The organism is Neolewinella aquimaris, from assembly GCF_014197245.1.
GTDB classification, from domain to species: domain Bacteria; phylum Bacteroidota; class Bacteroidia; order Chitinophagales; family Saprospiraceae; genus Neolewinella; species Neolewinella aquimaris.
In genome coordinates, this window is sequence record NZ_JACIFF010000006.1 from 28,355 (window position 1) to 48,521 (window position 20,167).

A 20,167-nucleotide genomic window follows, 5' to 3' on the forward strand; every position below is an offset into this window, starting at 1 on the left:
GAAGCGAATGCCTAACTGGAACGGGGAAACGGCCGCCGGAGTTTGGCCGCCCTTCCTCTGGGTATTGAAAGTATATTAGTAGCGAAGCTGTATGCATTATTTATCACACCTTTCACAACCACCCATTATGCCACACCCGGACATTCATTTTCATACCGTAAAACCCGTCCACCGACACCTGAGTCCCCATACGATCGATCCCCGGTGTTTTCAGGGGTTTCGGGATCGGGGCCTGCAGTATGTCGGTTTTCGACCCGGGGCGGGAGTCGATCTTATTCACCCCGAAGCCGGAGCGGCTTATGCCGCACAGTTGATCCCTATCGTCATACCACGGGGTATGATGCGAATGGAGTGTATCTCGGACGATTTTGAGAATCCCAATTACCGGAGCCCGTACGGCACCGATATGCTCGATCCACGGTTCAGTCAGCTATCCTTTCAAACGAATTTGCTGGATCGTATCCACGGCCCAATCGCAGCGCCCTCCACGCAACGCTTCGAAAGCAGCCACTTCTGCGAACATGAAACACTACCGCAGGAGGGGGATAAGAAAACGATACTTGGTGAGGCCGAACCTTTACTTCTGTACGGCCGCACCGTAAACCCCTGTTCGATTAAGTTAGCCAGTTCGCGGTACGACACCCTAAACTCGGCGGTAAGGGAGAATATACACGAAGACACCGGCTATATCGCCGTACTATGGGACTGGCACCGCGGTTACGCCGCTACCCGCTTTCGCCACGTACGGCGGTATCTGGAGAAATTTTTCGGTGGGACCGACCCGGTACCGATGGTAGGAACCGTTTCCCCCTCCTGTGAGATTATTTGGTTCGCGCACTCCACCGATTTACAGGAAAGGGAGCAGTACCACGAGCATGTCTGGAACACCGACAAGGATGAAGTGTATGGACTGCACAGCCCACAAAGACTAAAGGGGCTTAATATGTGCGTGGTGGTGCAAATGGATGGGCTATCCAGGTCTAACCAGTCAGTGTCCGCCGGCGAAGCGGAATCGAATGCGCTGCTCTTCGGGGACGATTTACCGGAAGCCGAGGAATCCGTCCAGACCGCATACGACAGCAAGGCCCTTGTCGCCCTAACGGCAGGGTCCGTCCAGTGTTACGCGTTTACTCCCATTGCGGAGGACATCCTTTCCACGACGAACTTCGAGGGAAAGGCGCGACTCATTCCGGTGGATATTCCGGGCGGTGCCCGCAGGGTCCGCGATCTGCTGGCACCTACCGAAGGTGCCTTCGGGCAAGATTTAATCCTGGATACCGACAGGGGAGGGGTATCGAGGTTAAATATCCTGGACCGAATTAATTTTAAGGACCGGTATATTGAAAGAAGTCGGCGGCCCAATGACGAATACGAGCCATTACCGGAAGGTGAAGAGATCTCCTATGCGGAAATCAAGCCCTTCAGCGCCTTCGCCTATCCGCTGGTTGCGGGGCTTGACGAGGGGGCATACATTTGTATCGAATGGGATTGGATCGAGGCGTACGCTATTACTGCGGAAGGATCCGTTCCGGACAACAAAAAGCGTACGGGAGATTGGATATACCAGATGCTCCAGACTACCGAAGCGTTGCGCATCGTACCGATGGTCACCGAAAACCGAACCATCATCTGGTATCCCGTGGTGAACGACGAGGCGATCCGCCGCTCCGTTCACGAAAAGCTCACCGCTTCGAACGAGAGTACTTTCTTTTACCTACGGGGCATTTATTATTTGGATAAACCCCAAATGTACATTGCCTTCGATTTATCCCTGGAGCCTGTTTCGCTGGCCGCTAGCCAAGAATAAGTCCCGCCCAGTATCCCGGAAAGGAATATCTGGGTCCGAATTGTCCGTCTATACTGGCCCGTTGCGCGAGCGAAAGGGCGGCAGCCGGCGGCTTGCCCGCAAGCAAGTGGGTGTAAAAGCGATCTAGGAGGGTTGCCGTTGCCGCCGCCGGGACGTCGAAGACGGACGATACGACGTCCGGCACCCCGGCCAGGTGGAAACTGCGCCGCAAACTAAAGGTGCCCTCCCCCCGGCTTCCAAAGCCGCTCGCCGTCGAACAGGCGGCCAGTACGACCAGCCGGGCCCGGAGGGGAGCCTGCCCGACGGTAAGGCCGTTGATGCTGTCCCGGGTGGAGAGGTAGAGGTAATTGTCGTGGAGCCGGGCGGGATTACCGCGGGCGTGTACCGAAAGGTGGATCAGGTCGTATTCCTGCTTGTGGGCAAGGAAGCTGTTGCGATTGCAGTCGCTGCCCCGGTGATGGTCTCCGGTAGTGAGCGGGTGGGCCAGTACGAAGGTGGATACCTCCGCGAGGTAGCCGTCGAGTTCGGGGTGGGTCCAGCTGCCGATCCGTAGCGTTTTGCCGAGGGGCTGTCTGCGCTTGTGGAGTTCCCGATCGGTACGCCAACTGCCAAGTTGCCGGACTTCGTGACGTTTGACCAGGTAGGGCAAGCCGGCGTAGGACTGTGCTAGAGTGTCGCGTTCGTAGAGCAGTGCCGGGAAGGGTATCCCCTCCAGGGAGGTGCTCGGTACAATAGACAGCATGGAATTTTTTGTTAGACACTCCTTTACCGGGCCGAATACATCATTGAATAAACCGAAAGACAACTGGGCGAAGGCGGCGATCGGTGGTTGGTTGTGGTCCATCAGTTGCCGGATCAGCGGATCGATCTTTTCTAGTGCAGCCGGTGCTACGTCGTAGACTACGACGGTATCGCGGTCGATAAACAATCCGTAGATACCACCGTCGGTTTCGGCAAACTCGACAAATGCTTCGTTCGGAGCCAGCGTCTCCCGTACCGACGCGATGCGCAACCGATCGCCCGTTCGGTGTACTTCGGGAAGGAAAAAGGGCTTGGTATTTGCCCTTCGCTCGAGGTCATTCAGGTTGCTGGAGGCTTGTCGGTACTGGGCCAGTGCGGACTCAGAACGGTCAGATCGATCTGCGTAGGCTTGTTTTAGGAGTTTAATACTGGAGTTAATCTCCGAAATGGCCAATTGGTGGCCCACTTCTCCCGCCTGTTGCAGGGCAATTTGCTCTCCGAGGAGCAGAAATGTCTTGCCGAGCTCCATGGCCCGCAGGATGGCGTTGTACGACTCGATCCGCTGATCGACCCGCGCGTGCTCCACCGCGGCGGACAGCGCAACGTCCAGTAGTCGGTTGCCGATTACATTGATGCGGTTCAGAACGGCCTCCTCCATCATACTCGGAAAGGACGATTGGTAGGATTGCAGGGCCAGATTGCTCAGGTTGACTGCGGTGTCCAGATCGGCCCGATCCCCCTGCTTACGGTAGCGGTGGAGGTAGATGCCGGCCTGGGCTGCCAGGAAGAAGACACAACTGGGGCGCTCCAGGCAGGTGGAGAGATCACTAGGGTGGGGTGCACGCTGGTCCGGACAGCATCCGTACGACCCCATGCTTGCGAGATTCAGTGCCTTGGCTTCCGGGTAGTCCTGTCGCTCCACTGCTGCGAATTGGAGCAAGAACCGCGCTTCGTCGGCGTAACCGGTACAGAACTGGGGTCCACGCTCCAGGTGACGCCGGAAGTAGACTTGTGAGCTGTCCGCTCGACCGCGGCGCTGATGCCAGTACCCTAGTAACCAATCGGTAAAACCCACTACTTCTCCATTCGGCGCGCACTGCTGGCCAACGGTGTCGATCAGGTTCACGGTATGGGCGCCCCGTGACGGAAACCGGGTATTCAGGATGACGAGTTCTTCCCACACCCGCCGCTCGAGGGGATTCTCTTTCCGGTTAAGGCGATCTATCGCTTCGCGCAAGAGCTGTTCCGCCTCCGCGTAGTACTGATCGCGTAGTTCATTTGAGGAGGACCCATCGCCGTACTTCTTGGCCGCGACTGCCTGGATGAGCAGCAATCTTCCGTAGAGGGTTTCGTCGATTTGGTTTTCTTCCCGCAGGCTTTCCCGACCGAGATGGGCCATCATCTGAATTTCGATCCAGGCCCGGTTAAAGAAGCCCGTGTACGCAGCGCACAACAGTTGCCGCGCGACGAATTCCGGGCCCTGGAGGTCAACCGGGAGGTTCTTTGCCGCTTCGGTATAGTAGGCAACGGAATCTGAAAATGACGCGTGATCGAAGTGCAGCATCGCCAAATACTGGTACAGTTCTGCCCGTAATGCGGGATTAACGGAGTGGGTGGTCGAGTCGAGCGCGGCGCGTAAACTCCGGGCCCGAAGCATGGCTTCGGGGAGGTTCAGGACGTTGTATTTGCTCTTTATGACATCCAGCGATTGACGATAGGCAAGGTTTTCCGGCGAGTCGGGTGCGTCGGAAACCGGGTCAGCGGCGCAGCCGTTGAGCAGGAGCATGCATACTAAAAAGAGAATAACGGGATGTGTTGGCAAAGTATCTCAGGGGTATTAATACAAGTTACCATCCGTAAGGGAAGTGCGCAAGCGTGGCCAGTAGCGACGGCTTGAGCCGTCTGGCTGTGGTGCGGGTAGCTATTTTTTTCGGGCAGCGTGACGGCTGAAGGCCGTCGCTACTGATGAGTCACGAGTAGCGACGGCCTTTAGCCGTCTGGCTGTGGTGTGGCCAGCTGTTTTTTACAGGCAGCGTGACGGCTGAAGGCCGTCGCTACTGGCCCCAGCCTTCGGGTAATTTAAGTTTGCCGAGCTCGGGTTTGGGAATGCGACGGCGGGCGGGATCTTCGCGGTCATGGGGGACGGCGGTGAAGGTGCGGAGCTCATCGGTAAGGCGATCGATGAGGACCAGCCGGGTGGCGGTGAGGGTGTCGATGGTAAAGTCAAGGTAGAAATCCTGACCACGGCGGTAGCGACCGGGGAGGCGGCTCTTGCCGAGGAAGTAATCGACCGAAAGGGTGAGCATATGGCCGGTGCTGTCGACGGCGTAGCGGCCCATGAGGTAGCGGCCGCCGCGGGCGTTTTCGCCGTAATCCTGTTCGAAGGTGCCGTCGGGGGTGAAGCGCAGGGAATACCCGCTTGCGGCTTCCTGCCAGGTGGAGGCCTGCAGGAGAGCGTCGGTCTGGCCGGTGAGGCCGAGGTGCAATAGAATGATTAGAAAGGCGTAAAGCAACTGCATTATTTATAAGACGTCAGTAAGAACCAAAAGGCTCAGTGCCCGGAGCGGTTTAGCTTTGCTTTAAGGAATTACCCTGCTCCCGCGCCCCGCCGCAAAAAAAAGATGTTATGCCCGTAAAGTTATACCCGTCCCTGGCGAAGTACGTTGCCGAATTAATCGAAGGGGGTGAACGAATCGATCCCGAAAGAAAGAAGCTGCTGAGGAAATTGCGGCGATACGTAGCGGAAAAATCGGGGGATACGGCAGCGCTAAATTTTATCTGTACCCACAACTCGCGGAGGAGTCACCTCGCCCAAATTTGGACTGCGGTGGCGGCGGCATATTACGGGCTCGACCACGTGGAAACTTACTCCGGCGGCACGGAAGCGACGGCCTTCAACCCACGTGCGGTAGCCGCCCTGCGCAGGGCTGGTTTCGTGATCGATGCACCGGAAGGAGACAACCCCAGGTACAGGGTGCGCTTCTCCGACGAGGCGGAACCGCTGGAATGCTGGTCTAAGACGTTCGACAATCCGGCCAATCCGGGAAAGGATTTCGCGGCCGTGATGACCTGCTCCCATGCGGATGAGAATTGCCCCTTTATACCGGGAGCGGAACTGCGGCTGGCACTTACGTACGATGATCCCAAGGAGGCTGACGGTACGCCGGAGGAAGAGGCGCGGTACGATGAGCGGGTGAGGGAGATTGGGGGGGAGGTGTTTTGGGGGGTGAAGGGGGTGAGGGGGTGAAGGATTGAAGGGGTGAGGGATTGAGGGATTGAGGGGGGTGAAGGATTGAGAAAATGCTACCTTGGTTCGATGGTGGGCCGGCGAGTGGTCTGTCGATTACCTGGCCTTACTTGGTTTAGCATAGATTTGGAACGACCTATAGCAAGTGATATCGAGCGCTCGAGTGAAGAGCTGGTGCTGGGGGGGCGGTCCGGGGATAAGGATTGCCTGAATGAGATCTATACGCGCTTTGCGGATCGGGTGTACTTTAAGTGCCGGTCGATCGTAAAGAACGAGACGGTAGCCCATGATCTGGCGCACGACGTATTCATCAAGGTGTTTACAAATCTGGATAAACTTAAAAATCCGGAGGGGTTGGGGAGTTGGATCTTTTCGATCACTTACAACCACTGCGTGACTTACCTGCGGCAGGCCAGGCGGCTGCGCTTCGAGGAGATCCAGGTCGATCGCGATCCGGCGGATACCGGGGAAGAAGAGTTTACCGAGAAGATGCTGGGCGAATTGCGGATTTCTCAGCTTGCCCGGATGCTCGATCAGTTGAAGGAGGAGGAGCAGATCATCCTGTTGCTGAAGTACCAGGAAGGGCTTTCCGTCCTGCAGATCGGTCGACTGCTGGATATTGGGGAGAGCGCGGTGAAAATGCGGTTGAAGCGTAGCCGGACCCACCTGGCGGAGCTGTACCGACAAATGGAGAGCGAATGAGAACGGCAGATCGGCGGAGCAACGAATATTATATTCACCCTGCGGGTGACGCATTGCCCGCACCCGACTCTTTTAGTCATGACCGGATCACCCCAACACTTACCCTATGAGTGACAAGACGACCATGCAGCTCCTCCTGGAGGCCCGGTTTCAGCAACTCGCCGAGGAGGAAGCCGAAGCGTCGGCGGGGCCGGCACCCCAGTTGCGGGAGGAGGTGTTTCGCACCCTCGACCTGATTGACCTGGTGGGGGAGGTCGGGGACCTGTTTACCGGAAAATTCGGCGAGGCCACCACGGAATTTCTCGATCTGCTCACCGATCCGGAAGGCGACGACGACTTCGGGAGCTGATCCATCTGCTGCTGCCGGCAAATCGCATTACCCCCCCCCTTTTAGAAATACTCACTCCACTCACTCTTTACTATCATGAACGAAGCAACCGATTATTCCCTCCTCTTTCTGGACAGCCTGCAGGCTATGGGGCGCACCTTCATGATGGCCCTGCCCCGGATATTTGCGGCGATTGTCGTGCTGTTGCTCGGTTGGCTGATTGCCCGACTTATCTCGCGGGTAGTGGAGCGCGTACTCACGGTGGCTAAATTTGACGTACTTGCCCAGCGGGTAGGGGCCGATGACATGATTGCCCGGGCCAACGTAAAGGAAACACCTTCCAACCTGATCGCCCGCTTCATCTACTGGGTGCTCATACTGGTCGTGATCATCACCGCCGCCGATACCGTGGGCTGGACGGCCGTCTCCACCGAGATCTCCAAGCTGCTGTCCTACCTGCCGCAGTTGCTGGCCGCCATCGTGTTTTTTATTATCGGCTTTTACATCGTCACCTTCATCCGCAATGCGATTCGGGGGGCGACGGGGAGCCTGGGCATCAGTGCCGGCCGCATCATCAGTTCGGTTATTTACTACCTGCTGCTGCTGATCGTCTCCCTCACCGCCCTCGAACAGGCCGGTGTCGATACCAGCATCATCACCTCGAACATGCTCGTCATCGTCGGTGCCATCATGCTGGCCGCCGCCATTTCCTACGGCTTTGCTTCCCGGGAGGTGATGGCCAATATACTGGCCGGCTTCTTCAACCGCCGTGTCGTCAAGATCGGACAGACCATTGAAGTGGACGGGCAGCGCGGGGAGGTGGTTGCGATTACGAGTCTGTCCGTCACCCTACAGATCAATGCGCGGGAGAAACTGGTGATACCGAGTCAGCGGTTGATTTCGCAGTCGGTGTTGATTGTTGAGGGAGGTGAGGGGGTGAAGGGAATGAAGGGGTGAGGGAATGAAGGGGTGAGGGATTGAAGGACGGGGCTTAAACGGCGTCTTCGCAGATGTCGTAGGCGTCGGCGGCTTGTCCGACTCCGTGCTGGAACTTTCGGTCGTTTTCGCGGTGACAGTAGGTGGGCAGGCTGGCCCCGTCGCACCATTCGGCTCGCATTTCGCGGGTTTCGTAGAGCGTGCTTATATCCTTTTGGAATTGCTTCAGGCAGTCTTCCTGCTTTGCCATCGAGAACAGCGTTAGGCTGGTGAACAGGGTGAGTAGTACGGGTTTCATGGCGTGCTAGCGTTGGGGGTTCGGTGTGCGGTTGGCGTTGAGGATCTCCAGTAGTTGCAGGGTGCTGAATCGTTGTCCCTCCACTTGCTGATACAGGCGGTACAGTCGCTGTCGGTCGGATTGTGGGAGGTTGTTGTATCCGGTCTTGTCGTGGAGTGCTGCGCGGGCCTGAGCGACCTTTTGGTGCAGATCGTAATACTCGCCGCCGCCGGCTACTTGCGTAAAAACCACCCGAGTCGGAGCTGTTTGGGGGTCGTTATGGCCCGATGCCTGAATGTTTCTTTCCAGTGCCTGCAGATCGATACTTTGGGAGGCGAGAAAGTCGCTTAGCGTTCGATTGGCGATTCGGTACGCGCGATACTCCTCGGTCTTTAGGATAGAGATCAGGGTTTCGTCTTCGGATAGTTCGACTTCCTGGGAAGTACAGGCCGCCAGGGAGGCGAGCAGGAGAACAACGGAGAGCAGGATTCGTACCATGAGGCGATGTTTATAATGTCATAGGGTATAAGGGGGGTCAGTGCCGCTGGCCACTTGTAGGGTCAACCCGAGTAGGTGGACCCCAGACAGATCTCATATTCATTGAAGGCATAGGCTACGGCAACGACGAGATAGACTCCGCACCAGGGGCCTCCACCACCAGCCAAGCAAATGACCATACCTACTGCCTCTAAGGCTAGCGTAGCGTCGAGCGCTTCGTAGCAGGGAAGATCTCCCGGGTCACGCACGGCCGCCTTGCTGCCTACGCCATTGCTCTGCGAAGCGGCCCCGGCAAAGGCAAGCTGGATGTCGTCCCGCAAGCGCTCCTCCGTGTGTCCTCTTTCCCTTGCCATCTCGACCGCAGCGGTAAGTGTGCTAGCAACTCGTTGGACATCGGGCAGCTTCGCGAGTTGTCGTTCCACTTTGTCGCGGGTCACTTTTCCCGGGATGGTTGCTAGCGAAGCGGACAGCTCCGCCAGCATCTCCGGGGCAAGTAGGGCGTCGACTGCCTCTTGGATGTTCGGCACATCCCGGGCGGCGGCGGTTGTTTCGATTGGTTCCTTCTGGCAATTCGTGAAGAGGAATGCGAGTAAGAACAGACAGGCAAAGTGTTGCATGGCTGCGTATGGGTTTGTGATAGGTGTGGTTCCAAATACTATATCCCGGTGTATCGTGAAATTTAAATGAAGCTACCGGTGATAAAAATTCTGTTCTTACTATAATATAGGGTACATGTGTTGGCATTGTCAATACCAAATATGGGTATTAACTGGCCAACAATGAAAATACGGCAATTTAATTTTGACGAGCCAACTGATAATACGCAATTATATACACACGGAGGTGCTAAAACAGGTAGCGGACCGTATTCCAGGGAACCACTTCGTCGTGGACCGCCAGCCATTCTTCGCAGAGTTGGGCCTTGAAGTCGCGTCTGTAACGTACCGCGCTGGAGCCGTAGCCGGAGCGCTTGTGTTCCTGAATATCGGGTCGCCAGAGGAGGGCTTCGCTTTCGGTCATACCGGCGGCCAGGTTGCGCTGGTGCTGCCAGGGGTTGTGGGTGACCATGATGGCCTCGGCCTGCACCATGGCACGGTGGGCGGGGTCGGTGATTGCGGCATCGAGTTGCTCGAAGAGGGTGCGGTAGTCGTCCAGCCAGCCCTCGCAGAAGATGATGGGGCTGAAATTAACGTGCACGTCATAGCCGGCCGCGATGAAGTGGGGAATGGCGGCGATGCGGTCGGCAATCTTGCTGGTCTTGGGCTCCACCAGGTCGCTCATATTCTGCGGCATTAGGCTGAACCGGATGCGCACCTTGCCCAGGGGATCGAAATCGAGCATTTTAGGGTTGACGTACTTCGTTGCGAAGGTGGCCTTTGCCGTCGGGTGATCGCGGAAGAAAGTGAATACCTGCTCCCAGTCGTAATGCTTCCAGTGCAGGCCGATATCGGTGCTGCAACCAATGTCGTAGGTGTAATACGTAGGATCGGTCTGATTGGGTGCTTTCGGCCAGGCCAGTTTACCGGCGTGGGCATCGATGCGACCGAGGATCTGCTCGGTATTTTCGTTGATGAAAACCTTGTCGTGATTATAGCGCATCACGTAACAGTAGCTGTCGCGGCAGCCCCCCAGGCATCCGTAAATAAAGTTGGGCGTTACGTAGTCGGCGGACCGTCCGTTGTCCTTGACCGTCAGGGTTTTAGTGCGTTGGCGTTTCAGTTGCGGCATAGCGGGAATATGGGTGAAAAATACCTCATCCGTTGGGTACGGAGCAAGCTTATGTAAACGCCTATGGGTGTGGGTTAGTTGTCTTTTTGAAAGGTGTTTAAAGCCGTGAGACGAGCGGCGGGGACGCGGGTGCGGGGCAACTGGAAAAGAGCAATGGAATATGGAAAGTCAAGGCGGATTACGCGATAAAATTCACGAATAAGTATAGTTATTTATGAATGCGTTCACCTAAAACTATCATTATTTGTTTACTTTCTCCACTATCAGACGGGCGTTTCTTAGGTTATTAAAGCGGGCTTCAAGTGCTTGCTTTCTCCGCTCGATATCTGTATTTAAAATCGGCCTGCCCATCAATGTTTTCGTGCATGCGTAGAAGTCGGTTTCCTCGATCGTGACCAATTCCTCCAGCGTGGTATTGGCGACCATGGCGTGGTTGGCGACGCAGAATCTTCCCCGGTAGAGCGATTCGATCAGCTTTAGTTTGATGCCCGTAGGTTGGTGGGTGGGGAGCAGAATTACGTGAGCGTGTCGCACCAGTTCTTTCATCGCAGGCTCATCGGGGTCGGCGACGATTTGGATGTTGGTGGCTATACCGGCAAGGGTGTGCAGTTTTTCAGAGGGGGCCTTGCCGGCGATAACTAACTTAATCTCCTTATCTCTGAACGAAGCAATCAGTGCCTCCGCTACTTCGTGGTTTTCGGAAACGGATAGATTGCCGTGGTAGAGGGCGTAATTTCCCGTGCCGGTAAGGGTTTCGACTTCCTCATTGGAGTGGAAGGGCGGCAACCAGAAGGCGTTAGTAAATCGTCCCTTTAGGTAGTCGGTATCCGCCGGCGAAATGGCCGCAATCGGCAGATCCGCAGGCAGCCGTGCCAGCAGTCGCCTGAGGCGGTAAGCTTCAATGTAAAAAAACAGTTTTTTAAACAGGTTTTTTTCTCGCTTCGCCAGGTACTGGTAGTAGTCGTGCTCGATGTTGTGGGAACGCAGTGATACCATTCTACCGCGAAGTTCCTGGGTGAGTAGCAGGTAGGCCGAATGAATGCCTTCGAACAGGATGGGGTAGTCGTTGGTCTTTAAGCGATCCAGAAGTTCCCCACTTCTACGCGAATAAGTAATGTAGGGCAGTAGGGACAATTGGCTGACTATTCCGGTCTTTCGGGCGTAGTAGTGCACCGCCGTACAGTATTCCTCGAGTTCCTTTCTGCGCGCCCTCGACCCATACTCAAAGCAGTGCAGATGAATACCGATCCCCAGCTTGTGTAACGCCCTGATTTTGTAGAAAATGTCTATGGCCCCTCCGTAATCCGGGGGGTAGGGGATAGCTAGACTGATGATGTGTAAGTTGAGGCGTGACACGCAGTGGTGAGTTAATAAGCGGGGCGGTAGACGGGGCGACTTGTTGGGAACCATTCTGTCTAAACCCGCTTCGATAGCATCAAAGCTACAACTGCCATGATGGATGGACCGCCCTGCATCTCTGGGGTACAACCCACTGCCCTGTCGCCGCTGCTGAGTTACTGCCTCTCATAATTCCTCCGCCTGCCGCACATACTGGTAGTGAAGCGTTTTAGGCGGATACTAAAAGCAAACGCCCGATTACCGCAGCAATCGGGCGAAGCAAATGGTGGTGCATGTTTCAGGTCTCCGTCCCCACTGCGGGGGGTGGGATCAATACTTAAGGTGCCCCCGAAACGGAAAGTTCCCCGCTTCAACGTCATCCTTAAAGTCCAGTCGGCCCCTGACGCCCGCGAAGACGCCGGTGCCGGTGCCGCGCTCGATGGGATGCTGGCAACGTCCGAATATCTCCGCGCCCGAGAAGGTGCCGTCGTCGTTGCATCCCTCGTATTTGCCCGAAAACTTATAGTTGGTCCAGAAGGTGCCCTCCTCTCCGTTGTACGTGCCCACGAAATATTCCCTTCCACTTTCCCGGTAGGTTCCGCTCGGGGAGCAGGCAAAATTCTCGACGAAGACGAAGAGGCACCCTTCGAGGTCTCCGGTTAGCTGTATTGCGTAATCCGCGCCCTCACTGGCAATATCGCAGTCGGTGGGTTCGGCAAAGAATCCTATGCCGGAAATTTGCGTCGCTCCGGCACTGGCGCGTGTATCGAGGGAGAGCGACGCCGGGGTCGCCGCCTCCTCTGGTAGTACGATTTCCGCCTTTTCGCACTGCCACAGGAGCATGGACAGGCAGCAGATGGCTGGGATAAGTAATAAGCGTTTCATAGTAGTCGTGTTTTAATGGGTGAATAGGGTGACTCACTTTACAACTGGGTAGACTTCAATTTGCTTCCTTACCTAAGAACCGTAGGATTTTATGGAGTATAGAAATACTAAGATTAAATACATGTATATACGGTGATCCGTGTCGCAGCACGAATAAGTTAGGGTTTTTCATATGCTATTCCAAATTTCGCTGACTTGATGGCTTTTATTCCTTCCAACTTGGCACCCGCGCGCCCGCCCAAGCCGTACCTCCGGAAAAAGGCGTAAAGTTGCGTACACTCGCAGGGGTGGCCGTACACGCCACCACTAAACATAGCCCATGAACATCCTCATCGCCCCCGACAAATTCAAGGGTTCCCTTTCCGCCCACGCCGTCTGCACGGCCATCGGAGAAGGAATAAGGGTGAAGTGGCCGGAAGCCAAGGTTCGCTTTCACCCGCTGGCCGACGGCGGCGACGGTACGCTGGAGATTCTGGGTGAGCACCTGGATTTACGGAAGGTACCGTGCCCCACCACCGATCCGCTGGACCGTCCGATGAACGGTCATTACCTACTAGGCAAAGAAGCCGCCTTTATCGAAATGGCGACGGCCAGCGGACTGGTCCTACTGAAGGATGACGAGCGAGACCCGGCACGTACCACGACGAAGGGCACCGGAATACTGCTGGCCCACGCCCTGCGGCAACCCGTCGAGCAAGTGTATTTACTCATTGGAGGAAGCGCCACCCACGACGTCGGAGTAGGTTGCGCCCATGCTTTGGGCTTCCGGTTTAAAGATGGACGGGATAGAGAGCTGCCACCGATCGGCGCGAACCTCGGAGCCATCCGCGAGATCGTTCCTCCAGTCGAACGGCCCTGGCCGGGCAAATCCATCATTCTGCTGTGCGACGTCGAGAACACCCTGTGCGGAGACAACGGCGCCGCCCGCGTGTACGCCACCCAGAAAGGTGCCGACCCCACCGCGGTGGAAACCCTCGAAGCGGGGACGCGCTCCTTCGGCCGGTTGCTGGAAACTTATGCATCAACTCCCGTGCTTGACCTGCCCGGCGGCGGGGCCGCCGGGGGGATTGCCGCCGGACTGGTTGCCCTCCTCGGGGCCAACCTCCAGCCGGGCTTTAAAACGATAGCGAATTTGACTGGCCTGGAAAAAGATCTAGACTGGGCCGATTACGTGATCAGCGGCGAAGGACAACTGGACGGGCAGTCGCTACAGGGGAAAGTAGTAGGTGGCATTCTGAATCGTTGTTCCGATCGCCAACTACCCTGTGCTTTGCTGGTCGGCAACAACGCCCTGCCCGCCGGCCATCCCATCCATCCGACCCTGCGGTCCATTGAATCAATTAGTAGCGTGGCCGTAAACCTGGACGATGCCATGCGGAACGCCGCGGCTTACCTGAAAAAACTAGCGCAGCGGCTCGATCAAAACTGAAAGCCGGCGAACTGCGCTCCCGATACCCGCCACTCCTCGCCATCGTAGACCAATTCTACTACGCCGGGGCCGACAAATTTTTCGGTGCGTCCATCCGGATAAGTGGCCTCGTACTCCACGACAAACAACTGTACGGCGTCCGTTGCGGTACGTGGCGGAAGGCGGGGATCGTCGAAGGGTTCGAAACCGATCGGGGTGATCTCGCTGAACTGTGCCCGCCAGCCACTTAAGTGGGCCAGCGCCTGTTCGGGACCGACTACCTGATTGTCGAGGCGCATCTCCCCGTTCAGGATGTCAGCCGGAAAGACTTGTTCCAGATCAAATAGCCGCAGCAAAAAGAATTCCGTGATGGACTCGATGGGGTCGAAGTCTTCCATGAACACCTGCTCGAAGGGGAGCATTACGCGCTGGCCCTTTTGCGGGGGCACTACTTCGTGCTCCAGCAGCACGTCGTGCAGAAAAGTATAGTAGGGCAGTGGTTCGAGATCGGGTACCTCGTCGGTAAGCACGCCTACCGATTCGAGAAGTTTCAGCAAACGGACCGTTTCCCGGCGGGCGGTGGCATCGTCCGGAATGTCCCGGGGCGCAACGAGGGGTGCGTCACCGAGGAGCTTGCGTACCGGCACGAAGTTGCCCGACGCCTGTTGCGCTTCAAAACTGCGGATCTGGGCCTGGAACTGGTCGAGCAATTCCGGCGGCATATCGTCGGAGATGTGCGTATGGCTGCCCCGCTCGGCGTCGAAGAGGGCCACCTTCAGCTGATTTTCGTACACCTGCTCCTCCGAAGGCGGGGCGGGGCGCGCGTCGCCGTCGAGGTAAAAAACTGCCCGGTACAGATCCGTGGGTTGGAAGGGTTGCGCCGGCTCCCTGGATAAAATGGTGTTGCGCTCCGGGACTAGTCCGTAGTAGTACAGGAAACGATCGAAAAAACGAAGCTCCATGACGGAGGTGAGGTCGCCGTACGCTTCTTCCAGCATGGGGAAGGCCCGCGACATGCGCTCCGCGTACTCGGTGACGAATCGAGCCTTTCGACCCAAAATCAGCAGGAGGTACGCCAGGTAGGGAAAGAGGTACTGCAGTTCTCCGCTTTCCGGATAGCCGTCCGACCAGCCGAGATTGAACCGGCGCAGGTGCGCCTGGAAAAGCTGCTGGAAAAACGTTCCCCGGGGCAGGGTCAGCGCCTTTTCTCCCTTCTTCGTCAGACTCAGCTTGCCGTTGCGTTTTTTGGTCCACCCCAGGACCAGGGGCAGGTGCTTCGCCACCTGGGCGGCCAGGTAGTCGTCTTCGCCCCGGAGAATGGTAATCCCCTGTTCAATATACCGGTCGGGAAGGAGTCCGGTAGCGTACATTTCCTTAACCAGCTTGCCCGGTAGGTTGCCCTTCTGGGTCAGGTTGATCTCCTTTTGCTGAAGCTGAGACAGCAGCCTACGCACCATCTCGGGCAGGGGCATCCGGTCAACCGTGTCGGACGGCATATCGACCCGGATCTTCACTACGCTGCCGCGGCCGAGGAAATCGTTCAGCAGGAAATGCACCTGCCTCGGGCTCAGTCCTTCGAAATCATCGTTGGGAGATTCGTTGACGTCCCGGATGGGGTTGCGGAATTGTTCGGAAGACATAGGACAGCGTGTGCGGGCGGTGGAATAGGGGTAATTTCGGAAAAATTCCGCTTATGCCTACCCTCACTTCTCGACCCGCAGATCCGTGACTCCCCCGCGGCCGTCCACCTTTACGGCAGCGGTGACCGTATTACCGGTAGGGGGCACCAGTCGCAGGACGTAATCGCCCGCCGGCAGGTTATTCAGGGTAAAGCGCCCGTCGGTACCGGTCAGGGTGGCCAGGTCCGGCACGCTGGCCGGGGCGTCGCGAATGGTGACCGCCACTTCGGGCAGGGGCTCACCCCCACCATTGACCACGCGGCCTTCAAAGGAGTATTCCATCGTGGGTTCGTTAACGACCGGAGGCCGGGGAGTGGCGGACTGCGTGCAGCCCCACCACCCACCGACCGCCAGCCAGAGGATCAGAAAAGGTTTCATGCGCCTGCTCAGCTCCCCATGGACTTCCAACTCTTCATGAAGTTGAATACCCCCTTGGTGATGCGGGTAGCGGAGTTGCCGGAGCTGTGTCCGTTGGTATGGATGCCTACGGCATAGCGCTTACCGCTCTTGATGTGGTAAACGGCCGAGCCGCTCTGTCCGCCGGCAGTGTCGATCTCGTACGTAATGGTGCGGCTGCTGACGGCCTTCACCCTGCGTCCGTGGTACCACTGGGTTCCGGCGGGCTTATCGCCGGGGTAGCCACTCAGGTTGACGTACTTGCTCTTCAGCGAAGAATCGCCCATGTACGCGAAGCCGAGGTAGCCGGTGCGGGCTCCCACGCGGTTGTTCTTGGGCAGAATGATGCAGCCGAAATCGTTGGCGCGCTGGCGACTGCTGGTCCAGCCGGTGACGCTACGGAAGTGCGTGGCCTTGTGGGCGCCGTAGGGCATCGCTGCGCCGTTACGTCCGGGCATTACGGTGATCGACTTGGCCCAGCCGCCCTCGTTGTGGAGGTAGACGCAGTGCCCCGCGGTCATGATGGTGCGCGGGCTGATGAACCAGCCGGTACCGATGTAGAACTTGCCGGTGCGCGTCTCGATGCGCAGCGAGCAGTGGACCCGCCAGGGGAAGCTGGCCGTGTTGTTGATGCGGATGCGGTCGTCGGCGCCGATCACAACTTCGTCGATTCCCTGCATTGCCTCGGTAGGCGAGGCATCGTAGCTGCCGTAGTAGGCATCGAGGAGGTTCTCTTCCTGGGTGGTTTCGGGCAGTTGTACGTTCCCGGCGGATTCTTCGGAGCTGACGTCGTCGTACTCCGGTGCGCTTTCTTCGAAGTCCGCTTCCGTTGCGAGTTCGTCAAGTTCGCTGTTTTCCGCGATGGGTTCCAGGCCGAGCTCCATCAGGCGTTCGAATTCCTGGCCGGCGCTACCGGGTTCGGCGAAGGGGGTGGCGGTAGTTTCGGCCGCGGCGGTCGCGTCGCCGTTTTCGTTGGTTTTAACATCGGTGAACACGTCTTCAAGTTGAGATGCCATGATCTATGGGTATTAAAGGATGAGGAAGGCAGTTATCATGGGTTAATGTGTTTAAACATTTATCCGTTACGCGAGACCAAAAAAAATATTTTGCGGGGCCGCAGGAGCCGTGGCTTAAATGGAAGGCATTGCTTTTGGAATTCCCCGTGGCTGGTGCCTAGCCCCGCACCCGTCACCGTAGGGGAGAAAAGACCGTGGGGGAGGAATGGGGTCAGTTCGTTGCTCCCGCGCCCCCGCCAAGTTGTACCTTTGCGGCACAAATCCTAAATGACCCTACCATGGTGCCTGATGCTTACGACAAACTCTGGAAACTGATCGGTTTACGGTACAAGAGCCATCCCTGGCACGGCATCGACATCAGCAGCCGGGCACCCCGCATCGTGAGTGCCTTCATTGAGGTCATCCCCTCCGATACGGTGAAGTACGAGGTCGATAAGAAATCGGGCTACCTGATCATCGACCGGCCCCAGAAGTTTTCCAATATCGTGCCGGCGCTGTACGGCTTTATTCCCCAGACGTACTGTAAGGACGAAGTGGCCAAGTTCTGTATGGAACAGACCGGCCGTGAGGGGATCGAGGGCGATGATGACCCGCTGGACATCTGCGTGCTCACCGAGCGGGAAGTGACCCACGGAAACATCATCGTCAAGGCCAAACCCATCGGCGGATTCCGCATGCTCGACGGCGGCGAGGCCGACGACAAGATCATCGCCGTACTGGAAAACGACGAGGTCTACGGCAACTGGAACGACGTGACCGACCTTCCCCCCTCCATCCTCGACCGCCTGCGCCACTACTTTTTGACCTACAAGCAACTGCCCAGCAAGCAGCCGAAGTGCGAGATCACCCACACCTACGGCCGCGAAGAAGCCCAGGAAGTGGTTCGCCGCAGCCAACAGGACTACGCCGCCGCCTACGGCAACCTCGAGGAGGTCATGAGCGCTACATTGATGGAAGCCCTGAGCTTCGGACAGCGGCAGAAGGGCATCCTGGATAGCCTGTAAAAAAAAGCTACGACGCGCATTAGCGTTTTTTTAACGAATGAAGGCCCAACGCCCGGGCCCGGATCGGCGTCTGGCTTCGGTACAAAACCAAATGTATCGCCATGAACCCTTTCCTCTCATTTTTGCTGCTTCCGGCAGTTCTCCTCACGGCCTGCAACGACGACGATGACAATGCCTTCCGCCTCGCCTGCGGACCGGACATTCAGATCGTAGACGTAATTGTAGAGCGGGAATTTGATGATTTTCACCTGGATTCCGCCCGCGTGACCGACCTCTGTCTGGAAGTAACCATCTCCGCTTCCGGTTGCGGCAGCCAGGGCTGGACCCTCGACCTGATTACCTTCGGAGAGGTGGCCGAAAGTTATCCCACCCAGACCTCGGCCCGGCTGCTTTTCGACGATGGGGTCGCCGACGGGGACTTCACTTGCGCGGCCTACATCACCGAGACCTACACCTTCGATCTTTCGCCCTACCTCACACCGGGCACGCTACCCACGGTGCTCTCGCTCACGGGCACGGAGACCACCTTGTCAATCGAATAATTCCCTTAAAGCCACTTGACCCCGGAGCCGGTAGCTGTTGCAGCTGCCGGCGTTTTTTTTTGGGCGGGTACGCAGGTGCAGGCTCAATCGAAATTAGCAAAGCCCGTTTCACCCGCCAGCGTCCTGATGCGGTAGTACCGATCGGTAGCTCCGAGCACGGTGACGGGTTCGGTGTTTCGAAGCTCGCGGACCACCACTGAGCGATCCCGTTCGGGGCTGCGCCGCAGGTAGTGCTTTCCCCGTTCCGGAACGGCGTCCGGCGCTTCGGTGAGGGGGTAGCTGACCGTGCCGGCAGCTTCGTCCGGTCCGGTGAGGTAGGAGTAGGGATCGCGCGCTCCGTTGCGGTAGATGCCGAAGTGCAGGTGGGGCGGGGTGGTGCGCGCGTTGCCGGTATTACCGACTAAGCCCACGGTATCGCCGCGGCGGACGGACTGTCCGGTTCGCACCAGCTGGCTATCGAGGTGGGCGTAGTAGTAGGTAAGTCCCCGGCCCTCGCCGTCGCGTAACCACACGGTTTTGCCGCCCAGCCCCCCGACTTTGGTGGAGGATACCCGTCCGTCGGCTACCGCGAGTAGGGGTGTACCGCGGGGCGCGAAAATGTCGTTGCCCTGGTGCGTACGCCGGCCACCGGAGCGGCTGTCCCCCCAAAACGATTTAATGTTGCGTGTACTGGCTCCGGCGACCGGGAAGGTCAGCACGGGGTCGGACCGCAACGTAAGCTCGTAAGTGCCCCGTTCGCCGGGTGCCGCCTGCACCACCAGCAGCAACTGCTGGCCGCCGCGGGCGGTAGTTTCAAAGGAAAATTGCGGCGCATCCGCCTTCCACCGGAGGAGCGCGTCACGGGGTTCGGGGGCATCGTCCTCCCCAACCGCAAACAATTCACCGAATACGGGACCACCCAGGCTATCCGGGCGCGCGGCTACGGTAAGCCGCCGTCCCGGCGGAAGGTAAAAGCGAACGGAGATCGCCGACAATTCAACCGCAGCCGGATAGCGGAGCCGCTCGCGGTAGGGCAGGTCTACGGTGAGGGTATCGGTTAGGGCCCGGCGGTACGCCGTATCCCAACCTGTGACCAAGGGCTCGCCCGGGAGGTCGATTTCCAGGCTGTCGTGGGCGAAGGCTTCCCTGGGCGTTCGCGGTGTAAGGATGTTCTCGACCGCATCCGTCACCCCGCCGAAAAAACGGTTACACGCACCGATCACCACCAAAAAACCGGCCAGTAATAAAAGGGGGGTCAGGGTGCTCGATCTACGGGACATACCCCAAAAACACCACCGCGGCGCGAGGGATGTGATTTAAGGAGAGTTTAACGGTTGGTGTCTGGTTCCTGGCATCCTGCTGGGGTTGTTACGGGTGGTAGCGGTTCCCGGCATCCTGCCGGGCTCTCTACGGGTGGTAGTGGTTCCCGGCATCTTGCCGGGGTGTTTACGGGTGGTGATGGTTCCCGGCATCCTGCCGGGGTTTTTACGGGTGGTGGTGAGCGCTAATTCTCGATGGTGACCGCGGCAGGATGCCACGAACCGATACCGCGGCAAGATGCCACGAACTGTGACTGCGGCAGGATGCCACGAACCGTGACCGCGGCAAGATGCCGCGAACCGCCACGAACCATCACTCACTCCACCCGTTTGGACT

The 20,167-nt window shown here is 57.7% G+C and carries 20 protein-coding genes; 8 read left to right on the plus strand and 12 right to left on the minus strand.

What is annotated here, in order from left to right; genetic code table 11:
• Positions 1–127 precede the first annotated feature (127 nt).
• Entirely contained in the window at positions 128–1,807 is a 1,680-nt protein-coding gene (locus tag GGR28_RS11835) for a hypothetical protein (RefSeq protein WP_183496014.1), read from the plus strand.
• Here GGR28_RS11835 and GGR28_RS11840 read toward each other — a convergent pair.
• Complete coding sequence (locus tag GGR28_RS11840; protein ID WP_183496015.1) at positions 1,794–4,334, minus strand: CHAT domain-containing protein; 2,541 nt, start codon at positions 4,332–4,334, stop codon at positions 1,794–1,796. The genes GGR28_RS11835 and GGR28_RS11840 overlap by 14 nt on opposite strands.
• Before the next feature lie 268 nt (positions 4,335–4,602).
• Positions 4,603–5,067, minus strand: a complete 465-nt coding sequence (locus tag GGR28_RS11845; protein ID WP_183496016.1) for a hypothetical protein — start codon at positions 5,065–5,067, stop codon at positions 4,603–4,605.
• A gap of 107 nt (positions 5,068–5,174) precedes the next feature.
• On the opposite strand from GGR28_RS11845, the gene GGR28_RS11850 reads away from it, so the two are divergent.
• The 4 genes from GGR28_RS11850 to GGR28_RS11865 all read left to right on the plus strand — a co-directional run bounded on the left by GGR28_RS11850 (position 5,175) and on the right by GGR28_RS11865 (position 7,782).
• Positions 5,175–5,795 (plus strand): low molecular weight phosphatase family protein, encoded by a 621-nt coding sequence (locus GGR28_RS11850; protein ID WP_183496017.1) that lies wholly within the window; start codon positions 5,175–5,177, stop codon positions 5,793–5,795.
• Between the two features lie 126 nt (positions 5,796–5,921).
• Positions 5,922–6,497 (plus strand): RNA polymerase sigma factor, encoded by a 576-nt coding sequence (locus GGR28_RS11855; protein ID WP_183496018.1) that lies wholly within the window; start codon positions 5,922–5,924, stop codon positions 6,495–6,497.
• 106 nt (positions 6,498–6,603) lie between these two features.
• The gene (locus GGR28_RS11860; protein WP_183496019.1) at positions 6,604–6,846 is read left to right on the plus strand and encodes a hypothetical protein; all 243 of its coding nucleotides are present in this window, start codon (positions 6,604–6,606) and stop codon (positions 6,844–6,846) included.
• Positions 6,847–6,921: 75 nt separating this feature from the next.
• Positions 6,922–7,782, plus strand: a complete 861-nt coding sequence (locus tag GGR28_RS11865; RefSeq protein ID WP_183496020.1) for a mechanosensitive ion channel family protein — start codon at positions 6,922–6,924, stop codon at positions 7,780–7,782.
• Between the two features lie 34 nt (positions 7,783–7,816).
• On the opposite strand, the gene GGR28_RS11870 is transcribed toward GGR28_RS11865, so the two are convergent.
• The 6 genes from GGR28_RS11870 to GGR28_RS11895 all read right to left on the minus strand — a co-directional run bounded on the left by GGR28_RS11870 (position 7,817) and on the right by GGR28_RS11895 (position 12,487).
• Positions 7,817–8,059, minus strand: a complete 243-nt coding sequence (locus tag GGR28_RS11870; protein ID WP_183496021.1) for a hypothetical protein — start codon at positions 8,057–8,059, stop codon at positions 7,817–7,819.
• Positions 8,060–8,065: 6 nt separating this feature from the next.
• Entirely contained in the window at positions 8,066–8,536 is a 471-nt protein-coding gene (locus GGR28_RS11875; protein WP_183496022.1) for a hypothetical protein, read from the minus strand.
• Positions 8,537–8,598: 62 nt separating this feature from the next.
• Positions 8,599–9,153: a hypothetical protein gene (locus GGR28_RS11880; RefSeq protein ID WP_183496023.1), complete on the minus strand. Its 555-nt coding sequence runs from the start codon at positions 9,151–9,153 to the stop codon at positions 8,599–8,601.
• A gap of 229 nt (positions 9,154–9,382) precedes the next feature.
• Positions 9,383–10,264 carry an SPL family radical SAM protein gene (locus GGR28_RS11885; protein WP_183496024.1) on the minus strand — a complete coding sequence of 294 codons (882 nt, stop codon included), beginning with the start codon at positions 10,262–10,264 and terminating at the stop codon, positions 9,383–9,385.
• A 240-nt stretch (positions 10,265–10,504) separates the two neighbouring features.
• A complete protein-coding gene (locus tag GGR28_RS11890; protein WP_183496025.1) occupies positions 10,505–11,620 on the minus strand; it encodes a glycosyltransferase in 1,116 nt (371 codons plus the stop codon).
• A gap of 312 nt (positions 11,621–11,932) precedes the next feature.
• Complete coding sequence (locus GGR28_RS11895; RefSeq protein ID WP_183496026.1) at positions 11,933–12,487, minus strand: hypothetical protein; 555 nt, start codon at positions 12,485–12,487, stop codon at positions 11,933–11,935.
• A gap of 319 nt (positions 12,488–12,806) precedes the next feature.
• Here GGR28_RS11895 and GGR28_RS11900 point away from each other — a divergent pair, with 319 nt between their 5' ends.
• Positions 12,807–13,916 carry a glycerate kinase family protein gene (locus GGR28_RS11900; protein WP_183496027.1) on the plus strand — a complete coding sequence of 370 codons (1,110 nt, stop codon included), beginning with the start codon at positions 12,807–12,809 and terminating at the stop codon, positions 13,914–13,916.
• Here GGR28_RS11900 and GGR28_RS11905 read toward each other — a convergent pair.
• The 3 genes from GGR28_RS11905 to GGR28_RS11915 all read right to left on the minus strand — a co-directional run bounded on the left by GGR28_RS11905 (position 13,907) and on the right by GGR28_RS11915 (position 16,986).
• Positions 13,907–15,535 carry a hypothetical protein gene (locus GGR28_RS11905; RefSeq protein WP_183496028.1) on the minus strand — a complete coding sequence of 543 codons (1,629 nt, stop codon included), beginning with the start codon at positions 15,533–15,535 and terminating at the stop codon, positions 13,907–13,909. The genes GGR28_RS11900 and GGR28_RS11905 overlap by 10 nt on opposite strands.
• A gap of 63 nt (positions 15,536–15,598) precedes the next feature.
• Positions 15,599–15,952 carry a carboxypeptidase-like regulatory domain-containing protein gene (locus GGR28_RS11910; protein ID WP_183496029.1) on the minus strand — a complete coding sequence of 118 codons (354 nt, stop codon included), beginning with the start codon at positions 15,950–15,952 and terminating at the stop codon, positions 15,599–15,601.
• 8 nt (positions 15,953–15,960) lie between these two features.
• Positions 15,961–16,986, minus strand: a complete 1,026-nt coding sequence (locus GGR28_RS11915; RefSeq protein ID WP_221233878.1) for a trypsin-like serine peptidase — start codon at positions 16,984–16,986, stop codon at positions 15,961–15,963.
• 278 nt (positions 16,987–17,264) lie between these two features.
• Here GGR28_RS11915 and GGR28_RS11920 point away from each other — a divergent pair, with 278 nt between their 5' ends.
• The gene (locus GGR28_RS11920; protein WP_183496030.1) at positions 17,265–17,990 is read left to right on the plus strand and encodes an inorganic pyrophosphatase; all 726 of its coding nucleotides are present in this window, start codon (positions 17,265–17,267) and stop codon (positions 17,988–17,990) included.
• Positions 17,991–18,091: 101 nt separating this feature from the next.
• Positions 18,092–18,532, plus strand: coding sequence for a hypothetical protein (locus GGR28_RS11925; protein WP_183496031.1), 441 nt, complete (start codon positions 18,092–18,094; stop codon positions 18,530–18,532).
• A gap of 83 nt (positions 18,533–18,615) precedes the next feature.
• Here the strand turns inward: GGR28_RS11925 and GGR28_RS11930 are convergent, their stop codons facing one another.
• Positions 18,616–19,791 carry a M23 family metallopeptidase gene (locus GGR28_RS11930; protein WP_183496032.1) on the minus strand — a complete coding sequence of 392 codons (1,176 nt, stop codon included), beginning with the start codon at positions 19,789–19,791 and terminating at the stop codon, positions 18,616–18,618.
• Positions 19,792–20,167: the final 376 nt, after the last annotated feature.